The organism is Paraburkholderia fynbosensis (assembly GCF_902859935.1).
In the GTDB taxonomy this organism is placed as follows: Bacteria; Pseudomonadota; Gammaproteobacteria; order Burkholderiales; family Burkholderiaceae; genus Paraburkholderia; species Paraburkholderia fynbosensis.
Window position 1 is genome coordinate 1 of sequence record NZ_CADIKI010000042.1, and the last position, 24,320, is coordinate 24,320.

A 24,320-nucleotide genomic window follows, 5' to 3' on the forward strand; every position below is an offset into this window, starting at 1 on the left:
TTTGTCTTGTCCGCTGCCCAGTTGACCCATCATGACGAATCACTCCCGTCGATCGATGTCTTCCAGGATACCGAACAATCCGCGCGTCGACAGACTTTTTCAACACAATCCGAAGTGAAGCTGCCACTCAATGATCCTTCCAACGAACAGGTTAATGGCAGCGCGAGGCCGGGAAGCGAAAAACTGCTGAGCTGGCGCGTTCTTGTTCGTCTAGGCGAGCCCCCCGACATTGAAAGACGGATGCAGCCGCTCTTTTATAGCCTCGCGTTCCGGTCCCAGGGCGGTTCATCGCCGAACGTCCCGGCAAGGTAATCGACGAACCGGCGCACTTTGAGCGGTATGCGCCGCGCGCTCGGATAAACCGCCTGAATGGCCAGATCAGCCGCGCGATAGGCTGGCAGCAGCGCCACAAGTTCGCCGCGCCGGATGTGCTCGCCGAACACGAAGGTCGGACCGTACGCGATGCCGGCGCCTGCGAGCGCGGCAGCAAGTAGCATCTGCGTATTGTTGACCGCCAGCCGGCAGGGTCCGTCGATGAGGTGCGCGCGGTTTTTCGCATCGAGCAAGGTCCAGTCGCCGGCCGACACAGCCTCGCTGAAGGCGAGGCGCTGCGCGCGCCGCAAGTCGTCTGGCTTGCGCGGCGTTCCGTGGCGCTCAAGGTATGCGGGCGACGCACACACGACCATCCGGCATGGCGCAAGCCGGCGTGTCACGAGTCCCGGGTCCTGCAGCCGTCCGATCCGTATTGCGACGTCAACGCCCGCATCGATGAGGTCGACATAGCGGTCCCCGAGCAGCACCTCCACGTTGACATGCGGATGGTCCTCTAGGTAGCGCGCAACAACCTGGCCCAGATGCATCGCGCCGAACGTCACCGGCGCCGCGACGCGCAGTACACCGCGCGCGGTGGCTTGCGTATCGCTCGCTTCGCGCTTCGCTTCCTCGAACGCTTCGAGAATCCGCTTGCAGCGCTCGTAGTAAGCCTGGCCGGTATCGGTCAGGCTTAGGCGCCGCGTAGTGCGCTGGAGTAGCCGCGCATTCAGTTCGGCCTCGATTGCGCTGACATGCTTGCCGGCCATCGCTGGCGATAGCCCGAAGCGGCGCGCCGCAGCAGCAAAACTACCTTCCTCGACAGCGGCGACGAATACGCCGAGGCTCGTGAGTCGATCCATTTCACCCTCCAATTCGATCGCACCATTATCGACTGAGCACACCGATCCGGCAATTATCAAACTGGGGATCTGAATCTACGATCTAGACACTACCTGACAGAGAAGGGGCGCGGAAATGGAAATCAAATCGAACGGAACGCGGATTCACGTCACGCAGCGAGGCAGCGGCGAGTTGGCGCTGGTGTTCCTGCACTACTACGGGGGCTCGTCGCGTACGTGGGACGGGGTAGCAAGCGAATTGGCCGACCGGTATCGGATCGTTGCCACCGATCACCGAGGTTGGGGGGATTCCGCGGCGCCTGCCGACGGCTACCGCATTGCGGATCTGGCCGCCGATGCCGAAGGCGTCATCGAGGCGCTGGGCCTGCAGCGCTATGTTCTGGTCGGTCATTCGATGGGCGGCAAGGTCGCTCAACTCATCGCATCGCGTCGGCCAGGCGGGCTCGAAGGCCTTGTGCTCGTCGCGCCGTCGCCTCCGTCGCCGATGCTCCTCCCGGACGAGCAACGTGCGACGTTGACCGGCGCGTATCAATCGCGTGAATCGGTCGAATTCGTGATCGATCACGTCCTGACCGCAAAATCGCTTGATGCCGCTCGCCGCGAGCAAGTCATCGAGGACAGCCTGAAGGCCGCACCGCAGGCCAAGGCGGCTTGGCCAAACGTGGCCATGCGCGAAGACATTACGGCGGCGGTGGCGTCAATCGACGCGCCGACCATTGTCATCTCCGGTGAGCTTGACCAGGTGGATCGCGTCGCAACGCTGCAGGCGGAATTGCTGCCCCGCATTCCGCACGCGGCGATGCACATCCTGCCCGGAACGGGACACCTGTCGCCGCTAGAAGCGCCGGCCGAGGTGGCGCGGGTCATTGCGCGATTCGTCGCAGCGATCGAGGACAAGTCCGCCGTGTGCAGCTTGCCCGAGCAGGTCCCGGTCGCTTTCGACGCGGCGCTGAACGCTGGCCATCTTGATGCCGTGCTCGGTATGTTTAGCAATCAGGCCACGATGCGGCTGACGAACGGCGAGGTGGTGCAGGAAAGCCCGGCCGAATTGCGCAACCGCCTGGCACAGTTGCTAACAACGCGCCCGCGCATTCGCAACAAGGTGCGTCGTGTGCTGACAAGCGGCGACATAGCACTCGTCCTGCTCGACTGGACGCTAAGCGTGACGCTACCGGACGGCCAGGAGCACGAGGAGCGCGGCACCGCTACGCAGGTTATGGAAAAGGGCCGCGACGGTGGATGGAGGCTGCGGATCTCCAATCCGTCTGGGTTGAATTGAAGAGTACAGGGGGGACGACGCTATGAACAACCGACAGGAAGCACATCATGAATAAACCTACCATCATTACGGTTCCAATCCTGCCGTTCGGCATGCTCCACTCCCACCTCATCATCGGTGCAACGGGCTGCGTTCTCGTGGACACGGGCACACCGGGCTCAGAGGACAAGATTGAGCGCGTCCTGAAGAAGCACGGTCGAAGCTTTCGCGATGTCACCTTGATCGTGGTCACTCATGCGCACACGGACCATGCCGGTTCGGCTGCGCGACTGCGCGAACTGACGGGCGCGCCAATCCTTGCTCATGCCGGAGATCTGGACTACTACGAGCGGCGCAAGGAAATGACGTATTGCGTGACGCATTGGTGGGGGCCTCTCTTTTTGCGCTCCGGCGTGCCCGGCGAGCCGTACTTGCCGTTCACACCGGACATCCTGCTTCAGGACGACGCCACCATCGATCTAAGCAGTTATGGAATCGAAGGCGTGGCAAGGCACACGCCAGGCCACACGGCCGGCTCCGTGTCAGTTGAACTGAGCAGTGGAGACGCGTTGGTCGGCGACCTCATCGCCTCGGGTGTCTTTCTCGGCGGATTTATACGTACGGGGCGCGCCATGCGCCCGCCGTTCGAGGATGACCCGCAAGCTGTCAGTGGGGAATTGATGGGCATGGTGGAGGCCGGAATGCAACGCTTTCACATGGGTCACGGTGGTCCGCTGGCCGCCAAAGAAGTGCGCCGGCACGCCCTCTCACTGCGGAACCTGAATCCCGGGCGCAAATATGGGATGCAGGCCATCGGGTGTGCCTGCTCTGAGCCCAAGCGAGCTGAGTTGGTTAAATAAAGCACGGCGCGCGGTTCATGCGTGTTCTTCCCCACGAATCAATTGAAGTCAGCTCGGCTTCGCCAACTTCCAGGAATGGATTGCCATGCCTCTCGTTCATCCGAAATATAAAGTCGCTGTTGTTCAGGCTGCTCCGGTCTGGCTCGATCTTGACGCCGGCATCGACAAGACCATTGAGCTGATCAACGAGGCCGCCGCCAATGGCGCCAGGCTCATTGCCTTCCCGGAGACCTGGGTACCTGGCTATCCATGGCATATCTGGATGGGCGCGCACGCTTGGCAGGTAAGCCGGGGGTTCGTACAGCGGTACTTCGACAACTCGCTGGACTACGACAGCCCAGAGGCTTCCCGGCTCAGCACCGCAGTCCGGCAGGCCGGGATCACCGCGGTCGTCGGCGTTTCTGAGCGAAGCGGCAGTAGCCTTTATATGGGGCAGTGGATCATTGGCGCCGACGGCAGGACCATCGCTGCCCGCCGCAAGCTGCGCCCCACTCACGTCGAGCGCGCCGTGTTCGGCGAGGGCGATGGTTCCGATCTGGCAGTGCATCAGGTTGAGGGTCTGGGAAGGATAGGCGCGTTGTGCTGCTGGGAGCATTTGCAGCCACTGTCAAAATACGCAATGTATGCGCAGAATGAGCAGGTGCACGTCGCAGCGTGGCCAAGCTTTTCTAACTATGAGCCTTTTGCCCCGGCGCTCGGAAGCGAAGTCAACAATGCCGCAAGCAGAATTTATGCGGTGGAAGGGTCGTGCTTTGTGCTGGCACCTTGCGCTGTCGTGTCCAAAGCGATGATCGACGAGTTGTCCGACACACCCGAAAAGCGTGACTTAGATCACGTTGGTAACCGGCATGATATGAACCGGTGCCCCGCGTCCCCGCCGCGAAGTTTCACGCGTATGGTACGACCATCCGGGACAGGGGCACCGGGGAGCACTTCGGGTGGGCAGGCCGTTGGTACACGATGAGGCGCGAGCTCGTGTTAGTAGTTGGCCGCCCCTGCGACCCGCCCCGTTGCGCTGTGAGCGCGAATCCGTAGTTGTCGTGGTGTCCCACCGGCTCCCTATGTGTTTTCCATGGGAGAACGGCTATGCGCATTGTTGGTCTGGATGTGTCGCGATCGGTTGCCGAGATCGCGTATCTGGAAGATGGCGTACTGCGTGCCGGCGGCCGTGCCGGACTACGCCGCGACGAACTCGAGAGATTTGCTGCCCAGCTTGGACCTGACGATCACGTCGTGCTCGAAGCGACTGGCAATACTGCGGCGATCGTCAACGTGCTTCGAGCGCATGTCGGTCAGGTCATCGTTGCTAACCCGCTGCAGGTCAGGCTGATTGCCGAAGCACGGGTCAAGACGGCAGGTGTCACGACGAGCGCAGATCGTACGGCAACGCACCCGCTTGAAGAACGAAGTCCATGCAGTGCTCGCCGCGCATCTGATTGAGCGCTGCCCCGCTACGGATCTGTTTGGCAGGAAGGGGCGCGCCTGGCTGGCCAATCAGCCTCTGCCGACCGATGAGCGATTGGGCGTCGAGCAACGGCTACGTGAGTTGGACCGTCTTGGTGACGACCTTAAGCAAATTGAACAGGCCCTCGCGCAGTCCGTGCTGGACGACGAGCGACTGCGCAAATTGCTGACGATCACTGGCGTAAATGCCATCGTGGCAATTGGTCTGCTGTCCGCAATTGGTGATATCGCCCGATTCCCCACCGCGGAGAAGCTGGTCAGCTATTTCGGACTCAACCCCTGCGTCTATCAGACCGGTGCGCAACCCGCCAGGCACGGCCGTATCGGCAAGCGGGGACGCTCCTATGCGCGTGCGATGCTCGTTGAAGCCGCATGGTCGGCGGCGCAGTCAGCCGGACCGCTACGCGCATTCTTCCTGCGCATCCGGGATCGGCGCGGCCAGCAGATTGCCGCTGTCGCGACAGCACGCAAGATTGCCGTTATGGTGTGGTACGTCCTCACACGCAATGAGGCCTTCGCGTGGGACCGGCCGGCGCTCACCGCGCGCAAGACGCGCTCACTCGAACTGCAGGCCGGCACGCCTGCGCGCCGCGGTGGCCCGAAAGGCAGTGCAGCAGCCTACAATCTGAAGAGCGTGCGTGACCGGGAACGGGCGATGGCCGAGCAGGCCGAGCGGGCGTATCACCGGCTGTTCTCCCGCTGGAAACAGGCTAGGCCTGACAACAAGCCGGCCTCAACGCAATGGCCGCCGAGGCAGACATCATGAAGATCAAAAAATACCGACCTTGAGGCTTGTCAATTTCATCCGTCGTATAGATGATTCGACGCACTTCGGGCGGATAGGCAAAGAAGGGAATCACCTGTTCCCATTGGCGTTGCCACATCGCCGCGACGGTGGGGAATTTGCGGCCCCACTCGCTTTGCGCGAAGGCGTCGAGCGCTGCCGCAGCGGCTTCGGCCGTAGCAGCCTGATAGATCGGTTTGAGCGCGGCTGCCAGCGGTTTGCGGTCCTTCCAGCTCGCCAGATTCAGCGAATTGCGGATCAAATGCACGATACAGGTCTGGATCTGGGCGGCCGGATAGACCGCCTCGATTGCCTCCGGAAAGCCGCGCAGGCCGTCGACGACCGCGATCAGAACGTCATGCAAGCCGCGGTTCTTCAGTTCGTTGAAGACCTTGAGCCAGAACTTGGCGCCTTCCGTTTGCTCGATCCACAAGCCCAGCACTTCCTTGCGCCCGTCGGCGCGGATGCCCAGCGCCAAGTACACCGCCTTGTTCCTGACCGTGCCTTCGTCGCGAATCTTCAGCCACAGGGCATCGAAATACACGATCGGGTACATCGCCTCGAGCGGGCGTTGCTGCCATTGCTCGACTTCAGCCAGCACTTCGTCGGTGACCGTGGAAATCAGGTCGGGCGACACCTGCAGGCCGTACAACTCCAGCAAATGGCCCTGGATCTCGCGCACGCTCATGCCGCGCGCGTACATGCTGACGACGTGGTCGTCGAATCCCGGCAGCCGGCGCTGGTATTTGCCAACCAGTTGCGGCTCGAACGTCGCCTGACGGTCACGCGGAATATCGAGGTTCAGCTCGCCATTGGGCGTGATGACCGTCTTCGGACTGGTGCCATTACGATGGTTGCCGCTCTTGCCTTGCCCGCCCTCGGTTTCCAGGTGATGCGTCAGTTCGGCCGCCAGCATGCGCTCGGCCAGTTGCTTCTTCAGTTGCCCGGCCAGCCCCGATTCGCCGAGGATCGACCCGGCATCCTTATTCTGCACCTGCGCCAGCAGTTGATCGATCAGCTCATCGGGGAACAGCTTCGGCGCCTTCAGGTTCTTGCTTTTCTTGATCACTGTTGTATCGGTCATAGGACGTTATTTCCGTTATCGTCTCATGACCTCGACACACTAAATTTCTGACAGGCTCAGGCAGCCCCGTGACGGAAAGATGAAATGCGGTAAACAGCCCGCGGATATGAGCTTGATCCATCGTCGATAAACAGCCTGTGCGCCGCGTTACCAATCAGGTCGGATACGCTGACGTTCGGGATCGCGGCAGCGAGAGCTACGCTCGTCCTGCTTGCAAAAACAGGCCATATGAAAAATCGTTCTCCAGCGTGAACTGGCCGATCTTCGCATGTAGCTCCTTCAAATCGACTCGCGGCTCGCTCGCCGCCGTGCCGCCTGCGCCGAACACGTCGGCGGCACGTTCCTGCAACTGACGCTTCCATTCGGTGATCCGGTTCGGGTGCACATCGAACTGCTGCGCCAATTCGGCTAGCGTCCGCTCACTCTTGACCGCCGCCATCGCCACTTTCGCTTTGAACGCGGCTGAGTGCGTCCGTCGGGTTCTCTTCGTCATCTTCCTGTTCCTTTGTCGGCATTATCGCCGGCTCAGGCCCCGAGCGTTCCACTTATCCGACTGTCCGAACTTGCGCGGCCATCTCTCTGCCCGGTGGAGGAGTTTGCGCGACCACAAGTGGAGGAGTTTGAAGTGACCGTCCGGGCTTTTATTTGTTGCACTGGCATGGCAGTGAGCGCCATAAGGCCCCGACCGCGCTGACGGTCCGGGGTCTACGCCGCCTTAGCGAAGTGGCGCGATGTAGGTGCCTGCGAGCCGCGAAGAAGCGTCAGCGCGGCGAAGAGCTTAACAGTGAACGCCGCTCAAAGCTCTGCACCCGCGGGACGCGCTAACAGTATGGCAACTCCGGCTCTGCCCACGCTGCAACGCACGTCAAGGTACCGCTTTGTTGTTGCCGACAAAACTTTTCAGGCGCCGGCTTTTCTGCCAGAAATCGGTCGATCGGGTCAGAATTCCCAACTTCAAAGACATCTTGCTCACACGTGTCCCCCATCACATTGGTGCGAAACAACCCGGAATCAGCTGAGCGACACGCTTAAATGATCGTTTACCTTGCTATATTGTCCAGCGCCGTTGACAGTAGCTTTTCCGCAGCATGCTCCGCGACCATCAAAGTCGGAAGATTAGTGTTCGCGCTTGGGATGACCGGCATAACGGATGCGTCCACTACATACACGTTCTCTAGACCCACAACGCGATAACTGCTGTCCACGACTGTTCGTGGGTTTTCCTTCGCGCCCATTGCACAGGTACCAACCGGATGGCCCATCGGCGCAATTGAAGCCAGGATTTCTTCGTCACTGATTTGTGTTGCGCCGCTTCGTATCGAGAGAGGTTCGCGCACGTTCAGGGCCTTTCTGACTGCCATTCGCCGAACAGGGCCAGGCGCGTTCAGCGCAACCTGCGCACCGATCGACATGACCGCCCCCGCAAGCCCTCCTTTGTTGAACTGATTGACGGCCATCGCTGCCGGTAGCAAGAACGCTTCGCTGTAGCAATCGCTGACGCTGGGTTCGCGCAATAACGTCTCAAGCAATCGGGCGCCCTTCACTACACGAGGAGCATCGCGCGGGTCGTCAAGCATCCTGAAGTCAATCTTCGGATTTGCGTCAAGCTTGGTGCAGGTAAGCGATACCGAGCCCCTTGAGAACGGCGAATACAGCGCGGACCCTACCATCGCTACCGTCGTGCCAAAGCTTCGAGGGCTGACCCGTCCCAAGGTGAAAAGAAGGAGGTCACTTTGGGGACAGTCGGGCATCCCCGATGACGCACGCACGCCAGTGATGACAAATCTGCGTAAATGCTGGGCGAGACGCTTGCCGCGCGGCAAGGTCAGCGCGAAGAAGAGATAAGAGTGATTTTGAAGATTCTTGCCAACGCCCGGCAAGTCAACGACCGGCTTTATTCCAAGTGCGCCCAATTCTTTAGCTGCGCCAACGCCCGAGCGCATCAGTAGAGTGGGTGAATGTATGGCGCCGGCCGATACAATAACTCGACGGGCAGAGATGTCTCTGAGCGCCCCTCCCTGCTCCACCTCAACGCCTACCGCTTTGCGCCCATTGAACAATAACCGGGTCGCACGCGCTCCAGTCAGAATGGTCAAATTCTTTCGACTTCTCACAGCGGCAGTGAGATAGCATCCGGCGCTCGTCGACCGCGTGTTTGCGTCACGGCTAACCGGCATCGCAAAAAAACCGTCCTGCGGACCTTCGTTTATGTCGGCAATATGGGGCAATCCCAGACCTTCCGCGGCGGTTTTCATCGCGGAAACAAACGGTGGCCATTCGCTGGATTCCATGCGGCGTATCGGACTGCTGCCGGAAACGCTTCCCGGGCGTGCCGGGTCACTTTCAATTTTGCGATATAACCGTACGGCCTCCTCCCAGGACCATCCCTCCGCGCCGCAAGCTGCCCACCGCGAGAAATCCGAGGGTACACCGCGAAGCGCGAACATGCCCATGATGCTGGAACCGCCGCCCATCACCTTTGCCTGCGGGAAAGGCCTTGAGGCTCCGCCCTTTACAATCGTAGCCTCAAGCCCTGGCCAAAAATAGGCGGGATTGAGCGTAGAACTGGGGAATGTGTCCTGGATATCGGCAGGGACCGCTCCTGGAGGTGTATCAATGCCCGCCTCGATGAGCACCACGCGATGCCGGGCGTTTTCCGAGAGACGCGCGGCCAGCACAGCTCCCGCGGTGCCTGCGCCGATAACAACGAAGTCGGCTTGACCATCGCCTTCAGCGGTTCGTACCGGCGCAGATGTCGCCGCCTTGATTGAAGACATCATTTATCAGACTCCAGAACCGGCCCATGCGCGAGACAGAATCTCGCGAAGAGGCGCGGGCTCAATAGGTCTCGGATTGTTATACGGGTTTGCAAGCGCTTCTTCGACCGCACGCTCGACCCCTTCCTCTGGCATTCCGATATCGCGCAACGCTAGCGGGATTCCGCAAGCCCCCTCCAGATGTATGAGAGCCCCTATTGCGCACTCCGCATCCATTGCGCGGCCCAGCCTTGTCAAGGCTTCTGGAATCGCGGGCGCATTGTAGGTCAGCGCGTACGGAAGCAAAATCGCGTGAGTCTGCGCATGAGGAAGGTCAAAGAGGCCTCCAAGCGTATGACACAGCTTGTGATGCAGTCCCATCGAAGTTGAGCCGAGACAGCATGCGCTCAGCCAGGCCCCATAGAGCAACGTTGTCCGGGCATTGGGGTCGGCCGGATTCAACAGCACCTCAGGAAGCGCCTCGTAGATGGCGCGCACGCCTTCCTCCGCCATTAGCGAAACCACCGGATTCCGGTCGGACGCGTACAGTGCTTCAGCTGCGTGAGCCATAGCATTGAATCCCGACAGTGCAGACATAACCGGTGGCAGCGTCAATGTGAGGTCCACGTCGTAGATGACTACCTCGGGCTGGATTCTGGGTCCGCGCTGGGTCGTCTTCCGGTCATCCTGCGTTTCGCCAAGAATTGGCGTCATCTCCGACCCGGCGTACGTTGTCGGGATGACAATTTGCGGCAAATCGGTTCGCAACGCTATCGCCTTCCCGAGCCCGATTGTGGAACCACCACCAAGGGCGACCACGCCGTCGGCCATGCACGCCTTTGCAGCCTCCAAGGCACGCACGGTGACCTCAATGGGGGTATGCATGGTCGCTCCAGAGAACGTGGCCACCGCCCGCACCCCGAGCAGTTCGCACGCACGCTCGGCGAGCGCAACTTGCTCAGGCGTCGAGAGCACCATCATGCGCGTTAGGCCGAGGCGTTCCACCTCCTCGGAGAGTTTGGTGATGGTTCCGCGTCCAAAAAGGACACGAGCAGGCAGTCCCTGGTAAATGAATCGGTCGAGCATCGGCATACCACCGCAAGTAAAAACTTCAGGTTGATTCGGTTAAAGCAACGTGCACGCCTCTTCAAACGACGGCCGCGGCAGGCGGTCGAGAACCTTGCTCGAATCTCCGTAACCGAGGTTGCAAAGGAAATTGACAGCAACGTCACCTTCCGGGAAAAACTCGGCGTTGACCTTCGCGGTATCGAATCCGGACATCGGCCCACAGTCAAGACCCAAAGCCCGAGCGGCAATAATCAGGTAGGCGCCCTGCAGGCTGCCATTGCGAAATGCAGTACTCTCGATGAGTTCCTGCTTGCCTTCAAAGATAGCGCGAGCTTCCGGCCGGTGCGGGAAACGTGTCGGCAATTTGTCATGGAAGCGCCGGTCATAGCCGACGATGACGCAAACCGGCGCGGCGGCCGTCTTGTCGACATTGCCTGGCAACAACGCAGGCAACAAGCGAGCTTTAGCCTCCGCAGTACGCAAAAAGACGAATCGTGCCGGGCACGTATTCATACTCGTCGGACCGTGTTTCAACAGTTCGTACAGTTCGTTTAGTTGCGCATCGCTAACGGCCTTGTCAAGCCAGCCGTTCTGAGTTCTGGCTGACCGAAAGACCACGTCAAGTGCGTCTGAGTTCAAAGCCTTTTCCATAGTTGTCCTATTTTATGATCAATTTTCGAAACTTTCTGTCGTGAAAATTAAATGCCTTCCCGCAGTACTATTTTTTTGGGCTAACTTGCGGGATGCGTCGTGCTGCCTCCCGGCCACGGAATAACAAATGTAACGCCGCTTGCATCAACGGCACGCCCAACGCACCTACAAACATCTTATGTGCGAGCCCGGTTAGTGTCAGCACTACGCCTTCCGACCTACCGCGGGCCAGTGCCTCCTCCAGCCGAGCGCCAATCAGATATGTTCCACCGATAAGCACCGCTGCGATGGCCGGAAGCGTCAGAGGACTCGCCAATGTCATCTTCTGCCGAATCTAGGCGAGCAAGGAACACGATCCCGCTTCCAGCAGGTCGTACACTTGGGCAATCCCATGTTGCCAATGCCGATGAATCCGATACGGGGCGCCAGCTTTGTTTCACTCATGACGTGCTCCTAGAAAGACAGTGGGGTATTGGGCGTGCTCCATTGAGAAGCCAGCAATTGATTCAGACCACTCCCGATACGCGCACCGGAAGCTTCCAGTTCTTGAAGGCGACTCACGAGCGCCTCGTAGTTCAACTCACCGGCACGCTTGCGGTACTCGCCCGCAACTAGCACCGTCTCAATGTTCGACGTGTTTGCCTGCATGATGAGTGCAGCCACAGGGTCGTGTAATGGACGCATGTTCATGGCGTCAGCGCGAACCAAAACTATGTCGGCCTGTTTTCCTGGAGTCAGCGAACCAATCTCTTCAGCCAGACCGAGAGCCTCAGCGCCGCGCAGTGTGATCCAAGCAAGTGCGTCGTCGCACGACAAGGTCGAAGTTGGGGGCAAGCTTCCCTGCGACGCCTTCGAAGCCGCGTTGTCGAGCGCCCTTTGCGATGCGAGTGCCACGCGAGCGACAGTGAACATATCGCCCGCAACACAGGATTCAAGGTCGGCGCCGAGCGAAGGTCCACAGCCAGCATCGCGCAGCCGCCCCGTGATAGGGTGGCCATGACCTTGCTGCATTTCCGTTTCGGGAGCCAGCGAGAAAGTCACGCCGCATCCGAGCATCATCTGCAATTGCGCGTCGGTCAGGTTGTTTCCGTGGACAACATTCGTTCGCGAGTCCAACAATCCGGCCTGGGCAAGACGCTCCCATCCATCAGGCGTTTTCGGGTCTAGCCCAGCACAATGCATACTGGCGACGAGTTCCAGTTCCCGAGCAAGCTTGAAATCGTGAACCGACACCTCATAGGTCGAATAGTGAGGCCCGAGGATGGCCATACCCAGGGTTACGAGCTCGCCGCGGCTACCGAGCCGCTCGCTCAGAAGTCGCTCCACTTCCGAGCGCGCATGCGGTATTTCGCTGAAATGCTTTTGACCGGGCCTGGGGTCCGGTTTCGGAGAACCATGGAAAAAGACGCTGCGAATGCCGGATTCAAGAAGACCGTCAACGGCGCGGTCAGTGTGAGCCGGCGTAGGATTGTTGTGGCACCAGTCTCCCAGAGTGGTGGTCCCGCTATTGAGTTGATTCAGGGCACCGACCAACGTACCGATGTAGATATCGTCCGGGGTGAAAAGGGTCGCCAAACCGGCGTGCACGCTGCGGAAGTACTGGGGCAACGTCCAGTTCGATGCAAGCCCACGCAGCGCGGTTTGCCAGGTATGCATGTGAGCGTTAACCAGCCCGGGGATGACTATGCAGTCCGATGCATCGACGATTTCCGCATCATCTGCACTCAACCCTGCTCCAATCTCTTCAATTCGGGTTCCCTTGACGAGCACATCAAGTCCACCGGTTCCGATGCGAGGATCCATGGAGATTACATGACCGCCCTTGATTAGTTTTCGCTGCATCCATCGTCTCCTCTGCTATTGCGCACATCTATTTCATGCTACTGCTCGGACTGCGACGGGTGTAACGGTGTAGTCAACCTGATGCCTCGCGATTCTCAAGTCGCCCAGCTCCTGTTTCACCCTGAGATGTTCTGCGTGCTGCGCATACGCCGAGAGCGATTCGTGCGAGTCAAACTCTGAGTTTAGGACGACGTCGCATGCGTAATCGAGCCCACTGGCGTCAATACCGACCTCCATATGCAACGGGCCCGGAATCTTCGCAACCATGCTCTCGAAAGCCGCTTTGAGTCCAATTGCGGCGCTCGCTCTATCCTCTGGCGATTCGCCTTTGAGATTCCACATCATGATGTGCTTAATCATCGGACTCTTTTCACCTTGTGCGTATGCAGGCAGCGAACTTGCGCGATGAAGGTCGAATGCGAACCGCCTTACTGGTTTATTTGATTCGTCCGCTGCCAGGGTCGATGCGGTTCAGGACAAACGTGAAATCGAGCGTGCCGAAAGGGCCGTCCAGAACAGTGCCATCGGGAGCAGTCCCCGCCTTGTGCCGCTCCCAATTTGCGATAAGTGATGAGCGCACCCCGAAGACGGCATCAGAATCGAGGTACTCGTCGCCAGACCTGAAAACGTGTGTAATGAGCCGTTCGTAGCCAGGTGCATCAATCATGAAATGCAGATGTGCAGGGCGCCATGGATGACGGCCTAGCGCGGTCAGCATGCGGCCAACCGGTCCATCGTGCGGTATCGGATACGACTCTGCGGTAATCGAACGGAAATTGAAAGTGCCATCGGGGAGCGTTCGCAAAGTACCGCGGCCGTAAGCCCGTTCAGTGTCCTCGTACTGAACATCGTAGAAGCCGTCAGAATCGGCTTGCCATACGTCGACGCGAGCATCGGGCACTGGCTCGCCATGGAGCCCCGTCACCCTTCCAGTCACGAAGCACTGCTCGCCTTTGGCGCCGTTACCTACATCAGCACCGTTTTCATAAACCGGTGCGCCTTCAACGAAAAACGGGCCGAATACCGTGGACTCAGTACATCCACGCGGCTTCCGGTTGTTCAGCGCAGTGACAAGCATCGACAGCCCGAGCGTGTCCGAAAGAAGGATGAATTCCTGTCGCTTGTCGTCAGTGATGTGCCCCACTTCAGTCAGGAACTGAATGCCCTGGAACCATTCCTCTTCAGAAAGCTGGATGTCGCGTGCGAACCCGTGCAGGTATTGCACTACGCTCGTAATTATCTGCTTTAGGCGGGGATTTGCGGCGTTCGCATGGCGGGCCAGCACGATTTGCGTAATCGTGTCCTCGTCAACATTCTGCATAACGTCTCCAATGCGTTCTGCTTTGGTACAAGATATAGTCCACCAGCGGCTGGCGAAAAAGGCTTGCGACGGAATTCACAGTCCCTCACAGCGGGATACCGGGGACATCAGTCGGCAAGTGGGTAGAGATTCTGTGAAAACGAAAAATGCCACTTTCTTAGCTTTTCCAAACCTGGAAGTAGTAGTTTCGTTTTATCTCGTACTTCTATGTAAACGTACCACCTCACTTATAATAAAAAAATTCTTGGAATGGGCCAAACCGGCTTGGTTCTCGACCCGGACCGAAGGTCTTTCAAAATCGATGAACAATCCCTGCGCCCGCCGCGAACTGGCTTCTCGACGATGATGGTGTGCCGTTGAACCCGTCCCCGATAGTCGCCCTAGCGTTGATAATTTGTGCTTTTCCGGCTGTGCCTAAAGTCTGTCCGCCTGCCCGCTGATATGCCTCCAGCGCGTAGAGTCCGGTTCGTTTAGAAAGACTATAGTATTGAGCCAAGTTGAACTGCTGGTAACTGGCCGAGCTTGTGACGCCGTTAGCCCTCGTCGCACGCGTGTAACTATATCCAAACCCCAGATCGAACGCTACAGCTGGCTTCCAGTGGAGCACGACGCCACCCGTGTTAAATATAGCGGTATCGGTAAAAGCCGACCGTATGCCGGGAATATACTGGACGTTCGAATAGACCAGTGATACGTCCAGGTTGCTGTTGAACTTGTACATACCGTCGACAGCAAAGCGTTGCTGCGCTTGTGCTGTCTGATAACCATTGGTCACCGCAGACACGCCCTGCTGCGCCCCATTATTCGACATTGTCGAGTTTGCCCCCCATGGGCCGCCGTTCGGGGTCGAGTTGTTGGTTCTCTGGAATGCCACAGCTGCGCCAATCGGTCCCACTTCGTATTGGAGCGCGCCAGCCAAGGTCGAACCAGTATTGAGGCTTCCTGGCACGCCCCCAAGCGAATATGAACCATAGACCGTTACCCCATGAAAGGTCGGCGACTGATACACAATCGTGCTGTTCGCACGATATCCCGTATCGAGACCATCTAGATCTCCGGGGTGCGCTCCGAAATATCCGGACAGAACGTTTGTGGGACTATAACGAGAAAGTGCCTGATAGTAGGCAGCATATGTGCGGCCGGCCGTGAGCGTACCGTACACGGGATGAGTCAAACCCACGTATGCTGCGCGTCCGAACATGGCATTAACGTATTGTTGCCCTCCGTCTGCGCTGTTGAATCCGCTTTCAAGGCGAAAAATCGTTTTGAGGCCGTTACCTAGATCCTCTGTGCCGAGAAGACCAAACTTGCTGGCATTCCAAACGCCCTGAGACATCCGGACTGCCGACTTTCCTCCACTCGTCGAACCTAACGACGTCTGGCTACTCGAATATGCAAGCCCTGTATCAACGCTTCCGTATAGCGTCACACTGGATTGAGCAAACGCAGACATCGCGACCACACCACCCGCTCCCATCACAACGCCTTTTAATGCAAAACGTGCCTTCATCACCTGTCTCCTTTGGTGCATTTTTTATCTAATCTTAAGCATACGAACAATCTGTGCCTACTTCGGGGCCTATTTACCTCTTCGTCACCAGTTATAGCAATTGGAAGTCGACGCTGACGTAATGAGCCGAAGGCCTACTTCGTTCAATTGCTCACCGGAATCTACAAAACCGCTTGGTGCCGTTTCGCGCAATATCTCGCTATGAGCGTCGGGCTAGCAATGCCGATCGCGTTATTGGACGTCGATCGTTTGATGTGAGTCGCGATCGCGGCGCTAGATTCCCCAAGGGTCAGTACGCTATGTCGGCCCGGCGTGTCTCTCGCGACAGCACGACGCAGAGCATCGAGACGCCGCAGAACATGGCCAGAAACACACAGACTCCGATGACGCTGGTTCCGCCCGTAGAAGCAAAAATTGATGTCACGATCAGCGGCGTGAGGCCCGCGCCCAGCGTCGAGCCCAACTGATAACCGATGGAAGCGCCCGTGTAGCGGGTCCTAGTACTGAATTTCTCGCTCAGGAAAGCGCCCAGTGGCCCATAGATCGGCCCTGCGGCGAACGAACCGAGGAGCCAGAAGGCGAGCGTCGTCAAGAACGGACTGCCCTTCGAAACAAGCAGGAAGTTGGGGCCGATCAGCAGAATGGACAGCAGAAAGCCGATCAGCAGCATCGGCCTACGTCCGTACTTGTCGCTAAGATGGGCGCAGACAGGGAACCAGACGAGATTGACGCCGTTCGCGATAGCGAGTGCGAAAAGCGCAATGCTCGAGTCAAAACCAAGATGCCGGATATAGGTCTGTGTGAAAGTAACGCCGACAATGTAGACGGCAAGCGGCCCTGCTGACGTGACAACGGCGAGAATGACCGCCTTCCATTCATGGCGTAACAGATCGGCAAGGGGAAACCGGCTCATTTCTCCTTCGCGCTTCAACGCCTGGAGAAAGAGCGGTGACTCGCTGACCCTACTACGAATATAGAGGCCGATGACAAGCAGGAGAGCGCTGAACAGGAAGGGGACACGCCATCCCCATTGCAGAAACTGACTGTCCGGCAGCAGTCTGAAAAGACCGAATGCAAGCGACGCGAGCACAGTCCCCGACGGCGCGCCGATCGCGATGAGCGATGCGAAGAGCCCCCGTCGGTTCTGGTCACAGTGTTCGATGGCCATCATCAATGCCCCGCCGTACTCACCGCCCGCTGCGATGCCCTGCACCACACGCAGGAACAGCAATAATGCCGGAGCCATCCAGCCAATGGTCTGGGGCGTCGGCAGCAGCCCGATCAACGTCGAAGCGACACCCATCACCGTCATTGTGATGACGAGCATGTGCTTGCGCCCTAGTCGATCCCCGAAGTGGCCGAAAACGACTCCGCCCAAGGGGCGCGCGACATACCCGGCAGCAAAGGTCGTGTAGGCGGCAATCGTGCCCATCAGTGGCGGGAGGTTGCCGAAAAAGACGGGCCCGAAGACCAGCGCTGCAGCGGTGGTGTACAGGAGGAAGTCGTAGAACTCGATCGCACATCCGAGATAGCCGGAGACGATGACACGCCTGACCTCTCGATGGTCCGGATTCGAGTAACTCGCGTGCTCCGCAACCATATCCGCATCTGCGGCAGCGCTCATTTTTCTCATGTGTCTCATGTGTCTCCTGATATGTATATATGCATAGACGTAGCTTTATTGACGCGATCCGCTCCATTCCCGTCATCAGCTAGTTGCATTTTTGTTCCAGACCACGGATTACCTTGGTGGCACTATTGTCCAGTTAGGGCTGAGCCGACTTGAAGTCAACACTTCAAACTCAGTCATCAGTCGTCCTAACCGATGTTGCGTCTCGCCTACGGGTTACCGGACGCCGTAGCAGACCGGGCAGACGACTTAGACAGCGCCGCTCCATTTACGCTTCCGGATGGCTGCCCCACGACTCGTGCAACAAGAAAGCAGACTTCGCTTCGATCTTATAGATCACCGTGTGGCCACGCGTGGTGTCGCCTCTGCGTCGTCTTCAAGTCACGGACTCAAGCATGAAAGGCTCTCTCCGCGGTCGGATCTTTGTCTCGAGCATGTAGATAGACGAAGACGCGGCGACGAATAGCGTCCGCCAGTCCGGTCCGCCCCAATGGATGTTGCCGACGCGCTCAGGTATTTGAATCTTTCCAATCAATCGACCCATTGCTGAATAAACCCATAGGCCGCCAGGTCCGGTCACCCAGACATTGCCAGCCTCATCGCATTTCATGCCGTCAGGTAAGCCGGGGACATCTTCTTTCACGATGCTCTCCGCAAAAATACGACCGTTGGCCAGAGAACCGTCTGCATGGACATCGTAGACACGGATATTCGTCTGCTCGGTGTCGTTGACATATAGCAGCTTTTCGTCGGGCGAGAAACAGAGTCCGTTGGGCTGATCAAAGGTTCCTCGATCGACCAGAAGCTGCGGCTCACCGCCGCCCGGCTCGATGCGGTAGACACCCTGGAAATCAAGCTCGGCCGGAATGGCAAGGCCACCGAACTCAGGCATACGGCCGTAGAGCGGGTCGGTGAAGTAAATCGATCCATCGCCGCGAACTACAATGTCATTCGGGCTGTTGAGCGCGCGTCCCTCGAAATGAGTCGCCAGCCTAATGCGTGTTCCGTCCGGCGAGTAGCGCGTCACCGCGAAATCGGCTTGTTCGCACACCAAGAGATTCAAAGCGCGATCGTAGGTCATGCCGTTGCCATTTCGGCTTGGCCGCTTGACTTCAACGATCCCGTTCTTATCCCAGCGGCGACGCACGTCGCCAGGAATATCCGAGAAAAGAAGATAATGGTCGGTCGGATGCCACACCGGCCCCTCGACCCAGATGTAGCCAGTTCCGACTTGCCGAGGAGCGCTGTCAAGATCGATCAGTTGCTCAAAACTGGGATGAAGCGCCACGTGTCGCATTCTCTAAGCTCCACTAGTCCGCCGGTTTGGAACCCGGGCCGCCGATCAAGGCGAAGCGACCCGGCCATTGATCTTCAATTTCCGACACGCGATGCGAGATGCGCCACTTGCCGTCCGGCTCCCGGCGCATCTTGTCGAGATACCGGCCCATCCCCCAGATGAACGATGGCTCGCCTTCGCGCGGGTCGAAGCGGAACATATAGCTCACCACTTTGGCGGTATTACCGTCAATCGCGACCTGCGGATTGAAGGCCAAATGCTTGTGATATAGGTCCGGTGCATGCGAATGGCGCCTCGCAAAATCGATCGTCCCGGCTTCGCCCTCCCAGCGGTTGACGGAACCATCGAGCCGCTTCGTCTCGCGGATCGCGTCCTTGGTGAAGACGTCGATCAAACGATCGAAGTCGCCGTAGTCAAGCGCCTGGCCGTACTGGTTTAGCGTATCGACTATCGCGTTGCGATCCTCGAGAGCCTGAAGGCGAGCCTTAAGGTCCTCGATATCCCTATCCGTCATGGTTTTCTCCAATTCCAATGGCCACGGTGGGCCTTTTAACCAGCCGCTACACGCAGTGGCGCCTTACATACCAATTGGGGATGAGGCTGGATGTCAATTGGCATGTCCGTACTTTACTTTGGACATTGCGTCCGAAGAAAGCCGATAGTGTGAAATGTCATTTTCGCTACGCGGAAAAAGCAGCGGTGACTTGGTGCGCTGTGCAAACTGAACTAGTCAAAAGACAGGGGTGAGGATAGGCGCGTCAGACGTTTCCACCGACCAAACATGTTGGCCAACCTAGTTCGAGGCCATGGACGGCGTTTGATCGAAGCTCGTCCATTTTCTTTGGTAGTCCATCTGGTGGAAGTGCTCGACCAAGAAATCAATGAAGGTTCGGACCTTCGCTGACATGTGCCGGCGACTTTGGAAAGCTAAGTTGATCTGCAAACGTGGCAGGTCCCATTCGTCAAGAACAGAAATCAAGCGTCCCGCGATCAAGTCGTCATAGACCAAGCATTTCGGCTGGACAAGGATACCCATGCCTTTGAGGGCGGCGGCTCGCAGCACATGGCCGTCATTGGACTCGAGCAAACCTTTCACCCGCACCTGCGCCGTTTCTTCGCCGCGGCGAAAGACGAGATCATTTGGAGTGTTGTCATACGTGTAGATGAGCATCGGTCGGCTTGCGAGCGCTTCGACTGAACTCGGCATCCCGTGCTTGTTGCGATATTCGGGTGAAACGGTGAGAACTCGGCGCGTTTGGGCCAGCCGGCGGATCATGATGGCGGAATCGTTCTCGTACTCTCGCGCTCGGATCGCCACGTCGATATTGTTGTCGACCAGATCGTAGTAGCGGTTCGCCACCTCGACATGAACAGTGACGTCTGGATACCGCGCCGTGTATTGATCGAGAAGCGGCGCGATATGAACTGAGAAAAACAGCGATGCCGATATCCGCAGGACTCCAGTAGGATTGAGGCTCGTGGCGCTGACCGCGATGTCGGCGTCACGCATGTCACCTAAAACGGTCTTACAGTTCCGGTAATAACTCTCGCCTACTTCGGAAAGCGTCAGCCGTCGGGTGCTTCGATGGATCAAGCGGGCCCCAAGCCGTTCCTCAAGAGACGAAAGGTGCCGACTGGCCGCCGCGTTCGACATACCCAACGCTTCCGCCGCTTTTGAAAGGCTCCCAAGCTCCGCAGTCTGAACGAATACCTCAACCTCTCTCCATCGATCCACGCGGTCTCTCCGTGCTGTTCCTCATTCTCGATTGAATACCATCATAATTCCATTTTGCGGAAATGTGCGCGTCACGCTTCCAGCGGCACCGTGCGCTCAGATTCTCGTGTGGGCGTTCACAAAAAACGCTGGCAATGCATACAGGTGTGCCAGCAGTGTTGAGTAATACTGCTAGCGTAGTGTTTCGCTGACCCGGGCAGCGCGCATCGATGACGTGATATCGCCCCTAGCACAGCTGCGAAAGCGGCCGCCACCGCCAAAGCCACGACCGCTCGTCGGGTTGCACGCCAAGCCACCACGCCAGCGATTGACGGAGCGCCCCTTTTGCCACGCCTGCTGAAGCTCAGCATGTCCCACTCTCACTTCTACGGCTTGTTTTGCAGCCTCAGCATGTTCGCTCCAGCCACGGCCATAGTCGGCGGTCAGAGCCTGTGCAAGCGACGCAATCACCTGCTGCCCATATTCTGCACGGGTGCCGCCCAGCACCTCCGCGCGGATGCAGCGCCCGACCCGCCAGTACAGCAGGGTCAGCTCGGCGTTCGCGGTTGCCGCCGTGTGGCCACGTGCCGAATCGATCAGGACCCTGACTTCGTTCAGCAGTGGTGCGGGCGTGAGCGCGCTCATGCGGGGCGTGCTCCGGCCACCAGCGGAAGAGAAGGCGTCACCACACCATTCACGCTGCGTTCACAGCATTCTTGAACGCCTTGCCTGCCGTGAATTTCACGGTGGTTGCCGCGGCGATCTGCATCTCAGCGCCGGTGGCGGGATTGCGACCGATCCGTGCGGCGCGCGCTCCTGTCGCAAAGGTACCGAAACCGACCAGTTGCACAGTATCGCCTTTGGCGACCGCGCTCGTCACCGCCCCGATGAGTGCATCGACCGCGCCTGCGACGGCCACCTTGGTGTTTCCGGTCGCGGCGGCCACGGCATCAACGAGTTCCTGCTTGTTCATGGTTTCGTTTCCTCCGAAACGGGCACTGCGATTGCGTTGCCCCATGTGAGAGAGAAAGATACGTTACCGGAGCCGGCGCTGGACGGCAAACCGGGCGCCACTTCCTGGGTTGCGCCTAGATTCCCTCCGCAGTGCGGAGACAATCTTCACGTCGGCCCTATCAGTTTCAAAACAACTACCTGTCCAGGCTTCCGAAAGTGCCCCGTTACGGACGGCTAACGCTGAGGTCTCCCGCGTCTGGCGCAAGCCGTTACCTTTGCGTTTATACCGCTTTCTTGCGACGGGGATGGAGGGTTCGCGCTCGCGCACGCAATTTTGTAACCATCGTTGTGCGACGCAGCATTCCGCAGGGTGGCACGTTCGGTAAGGCTTCAGCGCGACTTCCGCGTCAACTAAATCTGTTACCACCGTGCGGTCCGGCTGCAACTAATTCTGTAACGCAATACGCATCGATTGCCGAGCCTAGGCAGCACACCAGATGGTGCAATGGTCGGCCCGACTTCCACCGGCTTAAACTGGAACCGGTCAAAAGCCGCTTGTCGAGGTCGTCAACCAGTTTGGATAGCCTAGGTCTCGTCCGCCCTCGCTCAATGGCCGGTCTGCGGCGAGCAGGTTGCGGGCGGCACTGCCTCAACCCGGCCAAGAGCCGTCGATGAAAAGTAAATCTTGAGCGGCGGCTATGGGCTGGATTGAAGCCGCTCACATAGAGCGCTTCGGCTTAACGTAATTCGCCGCTGGATACACACCGCATCCGTCGGATTCGGCGGATGATGACGGGCGGTCCTCCGATCCACCCACATTCGGAGATTTTGAAGAGAGCATCAAGAGGTGCCGGCAGCTGCAAGAGCGGGAGGCAACAAGAATTCGATGACTCGCTGCACGAAGGCTTCGAGGTCCGTCGGGCAACCTTCCGTCTGAAGCTTTTCAAGCGCCTTGCGGTTCCAATCTTTGCCTTTGCTCGCGCCCGTGTCGATCCACTGCTCGAGCTCCCCACAGGGGACGACAAACACACCGATCTTGGCCAGGTCTTCGATGAGGCTCTCGACGGCGGCAAGCTGGTCGCCAGTGAAATGAGAGATGCCCTTCCGCTTCACGACTTCCCACTTGGATGTCGTCGACCTCAGCGTGGTCTCGAGCCGCTTGCGGGATGAGCGAGCGTCAGTATGATCAGAAGTGATCCATGCGTTCACGCCGTCGAGCAGCTTCTGCAGGAACTGATCTTCCTGCATCTGGAGCACCCATCCCCCGATCTCGGCACGTCGCTCTTCGAGCGCCCGCGAAATCTCGGAGCCGGTCAACGCCTTAACGATCTTGTCCAAGGGGCCGCTTGCATTGAGGATGTCAATATCTACGATGACGGCGACCGGAGCGCCAGCGCCTTTCAGCAGTTCGACGGGCGTATCCGCAGCGCCCTTTCCATTCGTGTGAATGAAAAGCAGGTCTTCCCCCCCCTTGCCGCCGAGCGTCCGGTGCGCAACGAACTGATAGACCGCTCGGTCGGGATCGCCTTCGCAGACGACCACGCCTTGATGGAAGAGCGAGTCGAGGATTGGCTGGCTTGAGAGTAGCGGAGTGCGTGTCAGGGCTGTCACCGTTGAGGCCGGAACCTGAGTGTAGTGCGTCGTATCACCTACGCGATTGAGACGCAGGACGTTGGCATTATCGTTCTCGCTCACAACGCCCCACATGAATGCTGAGCTGTGGGTCGAAACAATAATCTGGGCAGGGCGATCAACGCTCAGTTGCCCCAACAGTCGACCCAGCACACGCGCCTGCTTGGGATGTAGGAATGCTTCGGGCTCATCCAGCAAGAGGGGGCGATCTGGAAAGACGATCGCAGCTATGAGAATTCCGGTAAACGACTGGTAGCCGTCGCCTTGCTCTTTGAGCAGTTGCCCAAAACGAAGCTGTCGCGTCAGTTCATCCAGCGATTCGGAGAGGTCACCGAATCCGCTTCCAACCTTGAAGTACCAGCGCTTCATCGCCGTCCAATCGAGCGCAATATCGCGCCCAAAGGCTTCCGCGAACGCTTGCCTAAGTTTCGGCTGTACCTCACGGCGGCGACGGAAGAACTCTTGCAACGCGTGTGTGGGACCCTCCGTCTCACGATCGTAGGCCTCTTGTGGAGCGGTCAACTCAAACCGTGTGCCCGCATGGAGATGGCTGATCAGGAATGTTCCCAGCGACTGACGCTGTAGTTGCAGGTCAGCACTTTCGATCACCGTTTTCGACCAGCCGACACCACTGCTGATGTTCTGAATTTTGACGAGGCTATCGCCTATGCCCAAGACGTTCTCGTTCGTGGGCGAACCCTTGGAAGGTAGGACCTGGAAAAATTTCTCAAAATCCTCCTTGGAGGGCATCGTCACGTCGATGCTCTTAAATAATGTTAGGGAGCTCTCTGGACCTCCCAAAGCGAAGTCCCGCAAGTCTCGCAGGGTTTGCGACTTTCCGCTGTTATTCGGGCCAACGAGCACGGCCATCGACCCAAACATGACCTCGTCGTCGTTGTGGGTGACGGCAGAAACAAATTTGAGCGGCATGTCTTTTCCTTCGCTTGGCGCCGTTTCAGTCTTGAAGCTCCAATCGCTGATGCGGTGGAGCTCGGTGCGCCTAGTATTCAATTTGAAAAAATCGTAGCTTACACTCAGGCCGTCTTCGATGCGTGCGGTTCTTCCTCGTTTGAAGGCTGCCGCCGAGTAGGCATAGAGCCGCCGTTTGCCAAAGGCTCTAAATGGCGAACATCGGCAGCGATCGCGCGGCGAAGACCGGCTGCATTCCGCTGCAATTCAGTCATTGCTCAACGAAACCCTAGCGGCTGCAATGGGTCGAGCTTGTGTGAAAACACGCTGATCGCCTAGACTGGATTAACTCATTCAGCGTAGGTGACCGGATGAAGCGATTCATAGAAGGTGAAGATCGCAAGCAGGTGACGC

19 protein-coding genes and 3 pseudogenes are annotated in these 24,320 nt (G+C 58.4%); 5 read left to right on the forward strand and 17 right to left on the reverse strand.

Translation table 11 applies throughout. The annotated features are described in order from the left end of the window. The coding region (locus HV770_RS38345; protein ID WP_217468706.1) for a hypothetical protein at positions 1–312 on the forward strand (312 nt) is incomplete at its 5' end. Here HV770_RS38345 and HV770_RS36780 read toward each other — a convergent pair. Further along, on the reverse strand, positions 255–1,172 hold the full coding sequence (locus HV770_RS36780) for a LysR family transcriptional regulator (protein WP_175166326.1): 918 nt from the start codon (positions 1,170–1,172) through the stop codon (positions 255–257). The two genes, HV770_RS38345 and HV770_RS36780, sit on opposite strands and share 58 nt — an antisense overlap. A 115-nt stretch (positions 1,173–1,287) precedes the next feature. On the opposite strand from HV770_RS36780, the gene HV770_RS36785 reads away from it, so the two are divergent. The 4 genes and pseudogenes from HV770_RS36785 to HV770_RS36800 all read left to right on the forward strand — a co-directional run bounded on the left by HV770_RS36785 (position 1,288) and on the right by HV770_RS36800 (position 5,520). Beyond that, positions 1,288–2,451: an alpha/beta fold hydrolase gene (locus tag HV770_RS36785; RefSeq protein WP_175166327.1), complete on the forward strand. Its 1,164-nt coding sequence runs from the start codon at positions 1,288–1,290 to the stop codon at positions 2,449–2,451. A gap of 47 nt (positions 2,452–2,498) precedes the next feature. Beyond that, a complete protein-coding gene (locus HV770_RS36790; protein WP_175166328.1) occupies positions 2,499–3,290 on the forward strand; it encodes an MBL fold metallo-hydrolase in 792 nt (263 codons plus the stop codon). A gap of 85 nt (positions 3,291–3,375) precedes the next feature. Beyond that, positions 3,376–4,254: a carbon-nitrogen hydrolase family protein gene (locus HV770_RS36795; RefSeq protein ID WP_175166329.1), complete on the forward strand. Its 879-nt coding sequence runs from the start codon at positions 3,376–3,378 to the stop codon at positions 4,252–4,254. Between the two features lie 122 nt (positions 4,255–4,376). Beyond that, positions 4,377–5,520: pseudogene (locus tag HV770_RS36800) on the forward strand (IS110 family RNA-guided transposase). A 28-nt stretch (positions 5,521–5,548) separates the two neighbouring features. Here the strand turns inward: HV770_RS36800 and HV770_RS36805 are convergent. The 16 genes and pseudogenes from HV770_RS36805 to HV770_RS36880 form a co-directional block, all read right to left on the reverse strand. Further along, a pseudogene (locus HV770_RS36805) lies at positions 5,549–6,622 on the reverse strand (IS256 family transposase); the annotation flags it as partial. A gap of 232 nt (positions 6,623–6,854) precedes the next feature. After that, a pseudogene (locus HV770_RS36810) lies at positions 6,855–7,115 on the reverse strand (transposase); the annotation flags it as partial. Positions 7,116–7,662: 547 nt separating this feature from the next. Beyond that, entirely contained in the window at positions 7,663–9,402 is a 1,740-nt protein-coding gene (locus HV770_RS36815) for a GMC family oxidoreductase (RefSeq protein ID WP_217468707.1), read from the reverse strand. A 3-nt stretch (positions 9,403–9,405) separates the two neighbouring features. Continuing rightward, the gene (locus tag HV770_RS36820; RefSeq protein WP_175166330.1) at positions 9,406–10,464 is read right to left on the reverse strand and encodes a maleylacetate reductase; all 1,059 of its coding nucleotides are present in this window, start codon (positions 10,462–10,464) and stop codon (positions 9,406–9,408) included. 39 nt (positions 10,465–10,503) lie between these two features. After that, positions 10,504–11,097: a malonic semialdehyde reductase gene (locus tag HV770_RS36825; protein ID WP_175166331.1), complete on the reverse strand. Its 594-nt coding sequence runs from the start codon at positions 11,095–11,097 to the stop codon at positions 10,504–10,506. A 453-nt stretch (positions 11,098–11,550) separates the two neighbouring features. Further along, positions 11,551–12,939, reverse strand: coding sequence for an amidohydrolase family protein (locus HV770_RS36830; protein ID WP_175166332.1), 1,389 nt, complete (start codon positions 12,937–12,939; stop codon positions 11,551–11,553). Positions 12,940–12,972: 33 nt separating this feature from the next. Continuing rightward, positions 12,973–13,299, reverse strand: coding sequence for a Dabb family protein (locus HV770_RS36835; protein WP_175166333.1), 327 nt, complete (start codon positions 13,297–13,299; stop codon positions 12,973–12,975). A 76-nt stretch (positions 13,300–13,375) separates the two neighbouring features. Next, entirely contained in the window at positions 13,376–14,260 is an 885-nt protein-coding gene (locus HV770_RS36840) for an intradiol ring-cleavage dioxygenase (protein ID WP_175166334.1), read from the reverse strand. 292 nt (positions 14,261–14,552) lie between these two features. Then, on the reverse strand, positions 14,553–15,737 hold the full coding sequence (locus tag HV770_RS36845; protein ID WP_246291587.1) for a porin: 1,185 nt from the start codon (positions 15,735–15,737) through the stop codon (positions 14,553–14,555). Positions 15,738–16,059: 322 nt separating this feature from the next. Beyond that, complete coding sequence (locus tag HV770_RS36850; RefSeq protein WP_217468708.1) at positions 16,060–17,403, reverse strand: MFS transporter; 1,344 nt, start codon at positions 17,401–17,403, stop codon at positions 16,060–16,062. Between the two features lie 373 nt (positions 17,404–17,776). Continuing rightward, positions 17,777–18,697, reverse strand: coding sequence for an SMP-30/gluconolactonase/LRE family protein (locus tag HV770_RS36855; protein ID WP_175166336.1), 921 nt, complete (start codon positions 18,695–18,697; stop codon positions 17,777–17,779). Positions 18,698–18,710: 13 nt separating this feature from the next. Further along, positions 18,711–19,223 carry a nuclear transport factor 2 family protein gene (locus tag HV770_RS36860; RefSeq protein WP_217468709.1) on the reverse strand — a complete coding sequence of 171 codons (513 nt, stop codon included), beginning with the start codon at positions 19,221–19,223 and terminating at the stop codon, positions 18,711–18,713. Positions 19,224–19,490: 267 nt separating this feature from the next. Continuing rightward, positions 19,491–20,432, reverse strand: a complete 942-nt coding sequence (locus HV770_RS36865) for a LysR family transcriptional regulator (RefSeq protein WP_175166338.1) — start codon at positions 20,430–20,432, stop codon at positions 19,491–19,493. A gap of 171 nt (positions 20,433–20,603) precedes the next feature. Beyond that, on the reverse strand, positions 20,604–21,056 hold the full coding sequence (locus HV770_RS36870) for a DUF1016 N-terminal domain-containing protein (RefSeq protein ID WP_175166339.1): 453 nt from the start codon (positions 21,054–21,056) through the stop codon (positions 20,604–20,606). 49 nt (positions 21,057–21,105) lie between these two features. Beyond that, positions 21,106–21,429: an HU family DNA-binding protein gene (locus tag HV770_RS36875; protein WP_175166340.1), complete on the reverse strand. Its 324-nt coding sequence runs from the start codon at positions 21,427–21,429 to the stop codon at positions 21,106–21,108. Positions 21,430–22,205: 776 nt separating this feature from the next. Then, entirely contained in the window at positions 22,206–23,927 is a 1,722-nt protein-coding gene (locus HV770_RS36880) for an ATP-dependent nuclease (protein WP_175166341.1), read from the reverse strand. Positions 23,928–24,320: the final 393 nt, after the last annotated feature.

Coding starts and splice junctions, on each gene's coding strand:
- HV770_RS36780 (WP_175166326.1), bottom strand. CDS start 1,172: ATGGATCGACTCACGAGCCTCGGCGTATTCGTCGCCGCTGTCGAGGAA.
- HV770_RS36785 (WP_175166327.1), top strand. CDS start 1,288: ATGGAAATCAAATCGAACGGAACGCGGATTCACGTCACGCAGCGAGGC.
- HV770_RS36790 (WP_175166328.1), top strand. CDS start 2,499: ATGAATAAACCTACCATCATTACGGTTCCAATCCTGCCGTTCGGCATG.
- HV770_RS36795 (WP_175166329.1), top strand. CDS start 3,376: ATGCCTCTCGTTCATCCGAAATATAAAGTCGCTGTTGTTCAGGCTGCT.
- HV770_RS36815 (WP_217468707.1), bottom strand. CDS start 9,402: ATGATGTCTTCAATCAAGGCGGCGACATCTGCGCCGGTACGAACCGCT.
- HV770_RS36820 (WP_175166330.1), bottom strand. CDS start 10,464: ATGCTCGACCGATTCATTTACCAGGGACTGCCTGCTCGTGTCCTTTTT.
- HV770_RS36825 (WP_175166331.1), bottom strand. CDS start 11,097: ATGGAAAAGGCTTTGAACTCAGACGCACTTGACGTGGTCTTTCGGTCA.
- HV770_RS36830 (WP_175166332.1), bottom strand. CDS start 12,939: ATGCAGCGAAAACTAATCAAGGGCGGTCATGTAATCTCCATGGATCCT.
- HV770_RS36835 (WP_175166333.1), bottom strand. CDS start 13,299: ATGATTAAGCACATCATGATGTGGAATCTCAAAGGCGAATCGCCAGAG.
- HV770_RS36840 (WP_175166334.1), bottom strand. CDS start 14,260: ATGCAGAATGTTGACGAGGACACGATTACGCAAATCGTGCTGGCCCGC.
- HV770_RS36845 (WP_246291587.1), bottom strand. CDS start 15,737: ATGGGAGCGGGTGGTGTGGTCGCGATGTCTGCGTTTGCTCAATCCAGT.
- HV770_RS36850 (WP_217468708.1), bottom strand. CDS start 17,403: ATGAGAAAAATGAGCGCTGCCGCAGATGCGGATATGGTTGCGGAGCAC.
- HV770_RS36855 (WP_175166336.1), bottom strand. CDS start 18,697: ATGCGACACGTGGCGCTTCATCCCAGTTTTGAGCAACTGATCGATCTT.
- HV770_RS36870 (WP_175166339.1), bottom strand. CDS start 21,056: ATGAGCGCGCTCACGCCCGCACCACTGCTGAACGAAGTCAGGGTCCTG.
- HV770_RS36875 (WP_175166340.1), bottom strand. CDS start 21,429: ATGGGGCAACGCAATCGCAGTGCCCGTTTCGGAGGAAACGAAACCATG.
- HV770_RS36880 (WP_175166341.1), bottom strand. CDS start 23,927: ATGCCGCTCAAATTTGTTTCTGCCGTCACCCACAACGACGACGAGGTC.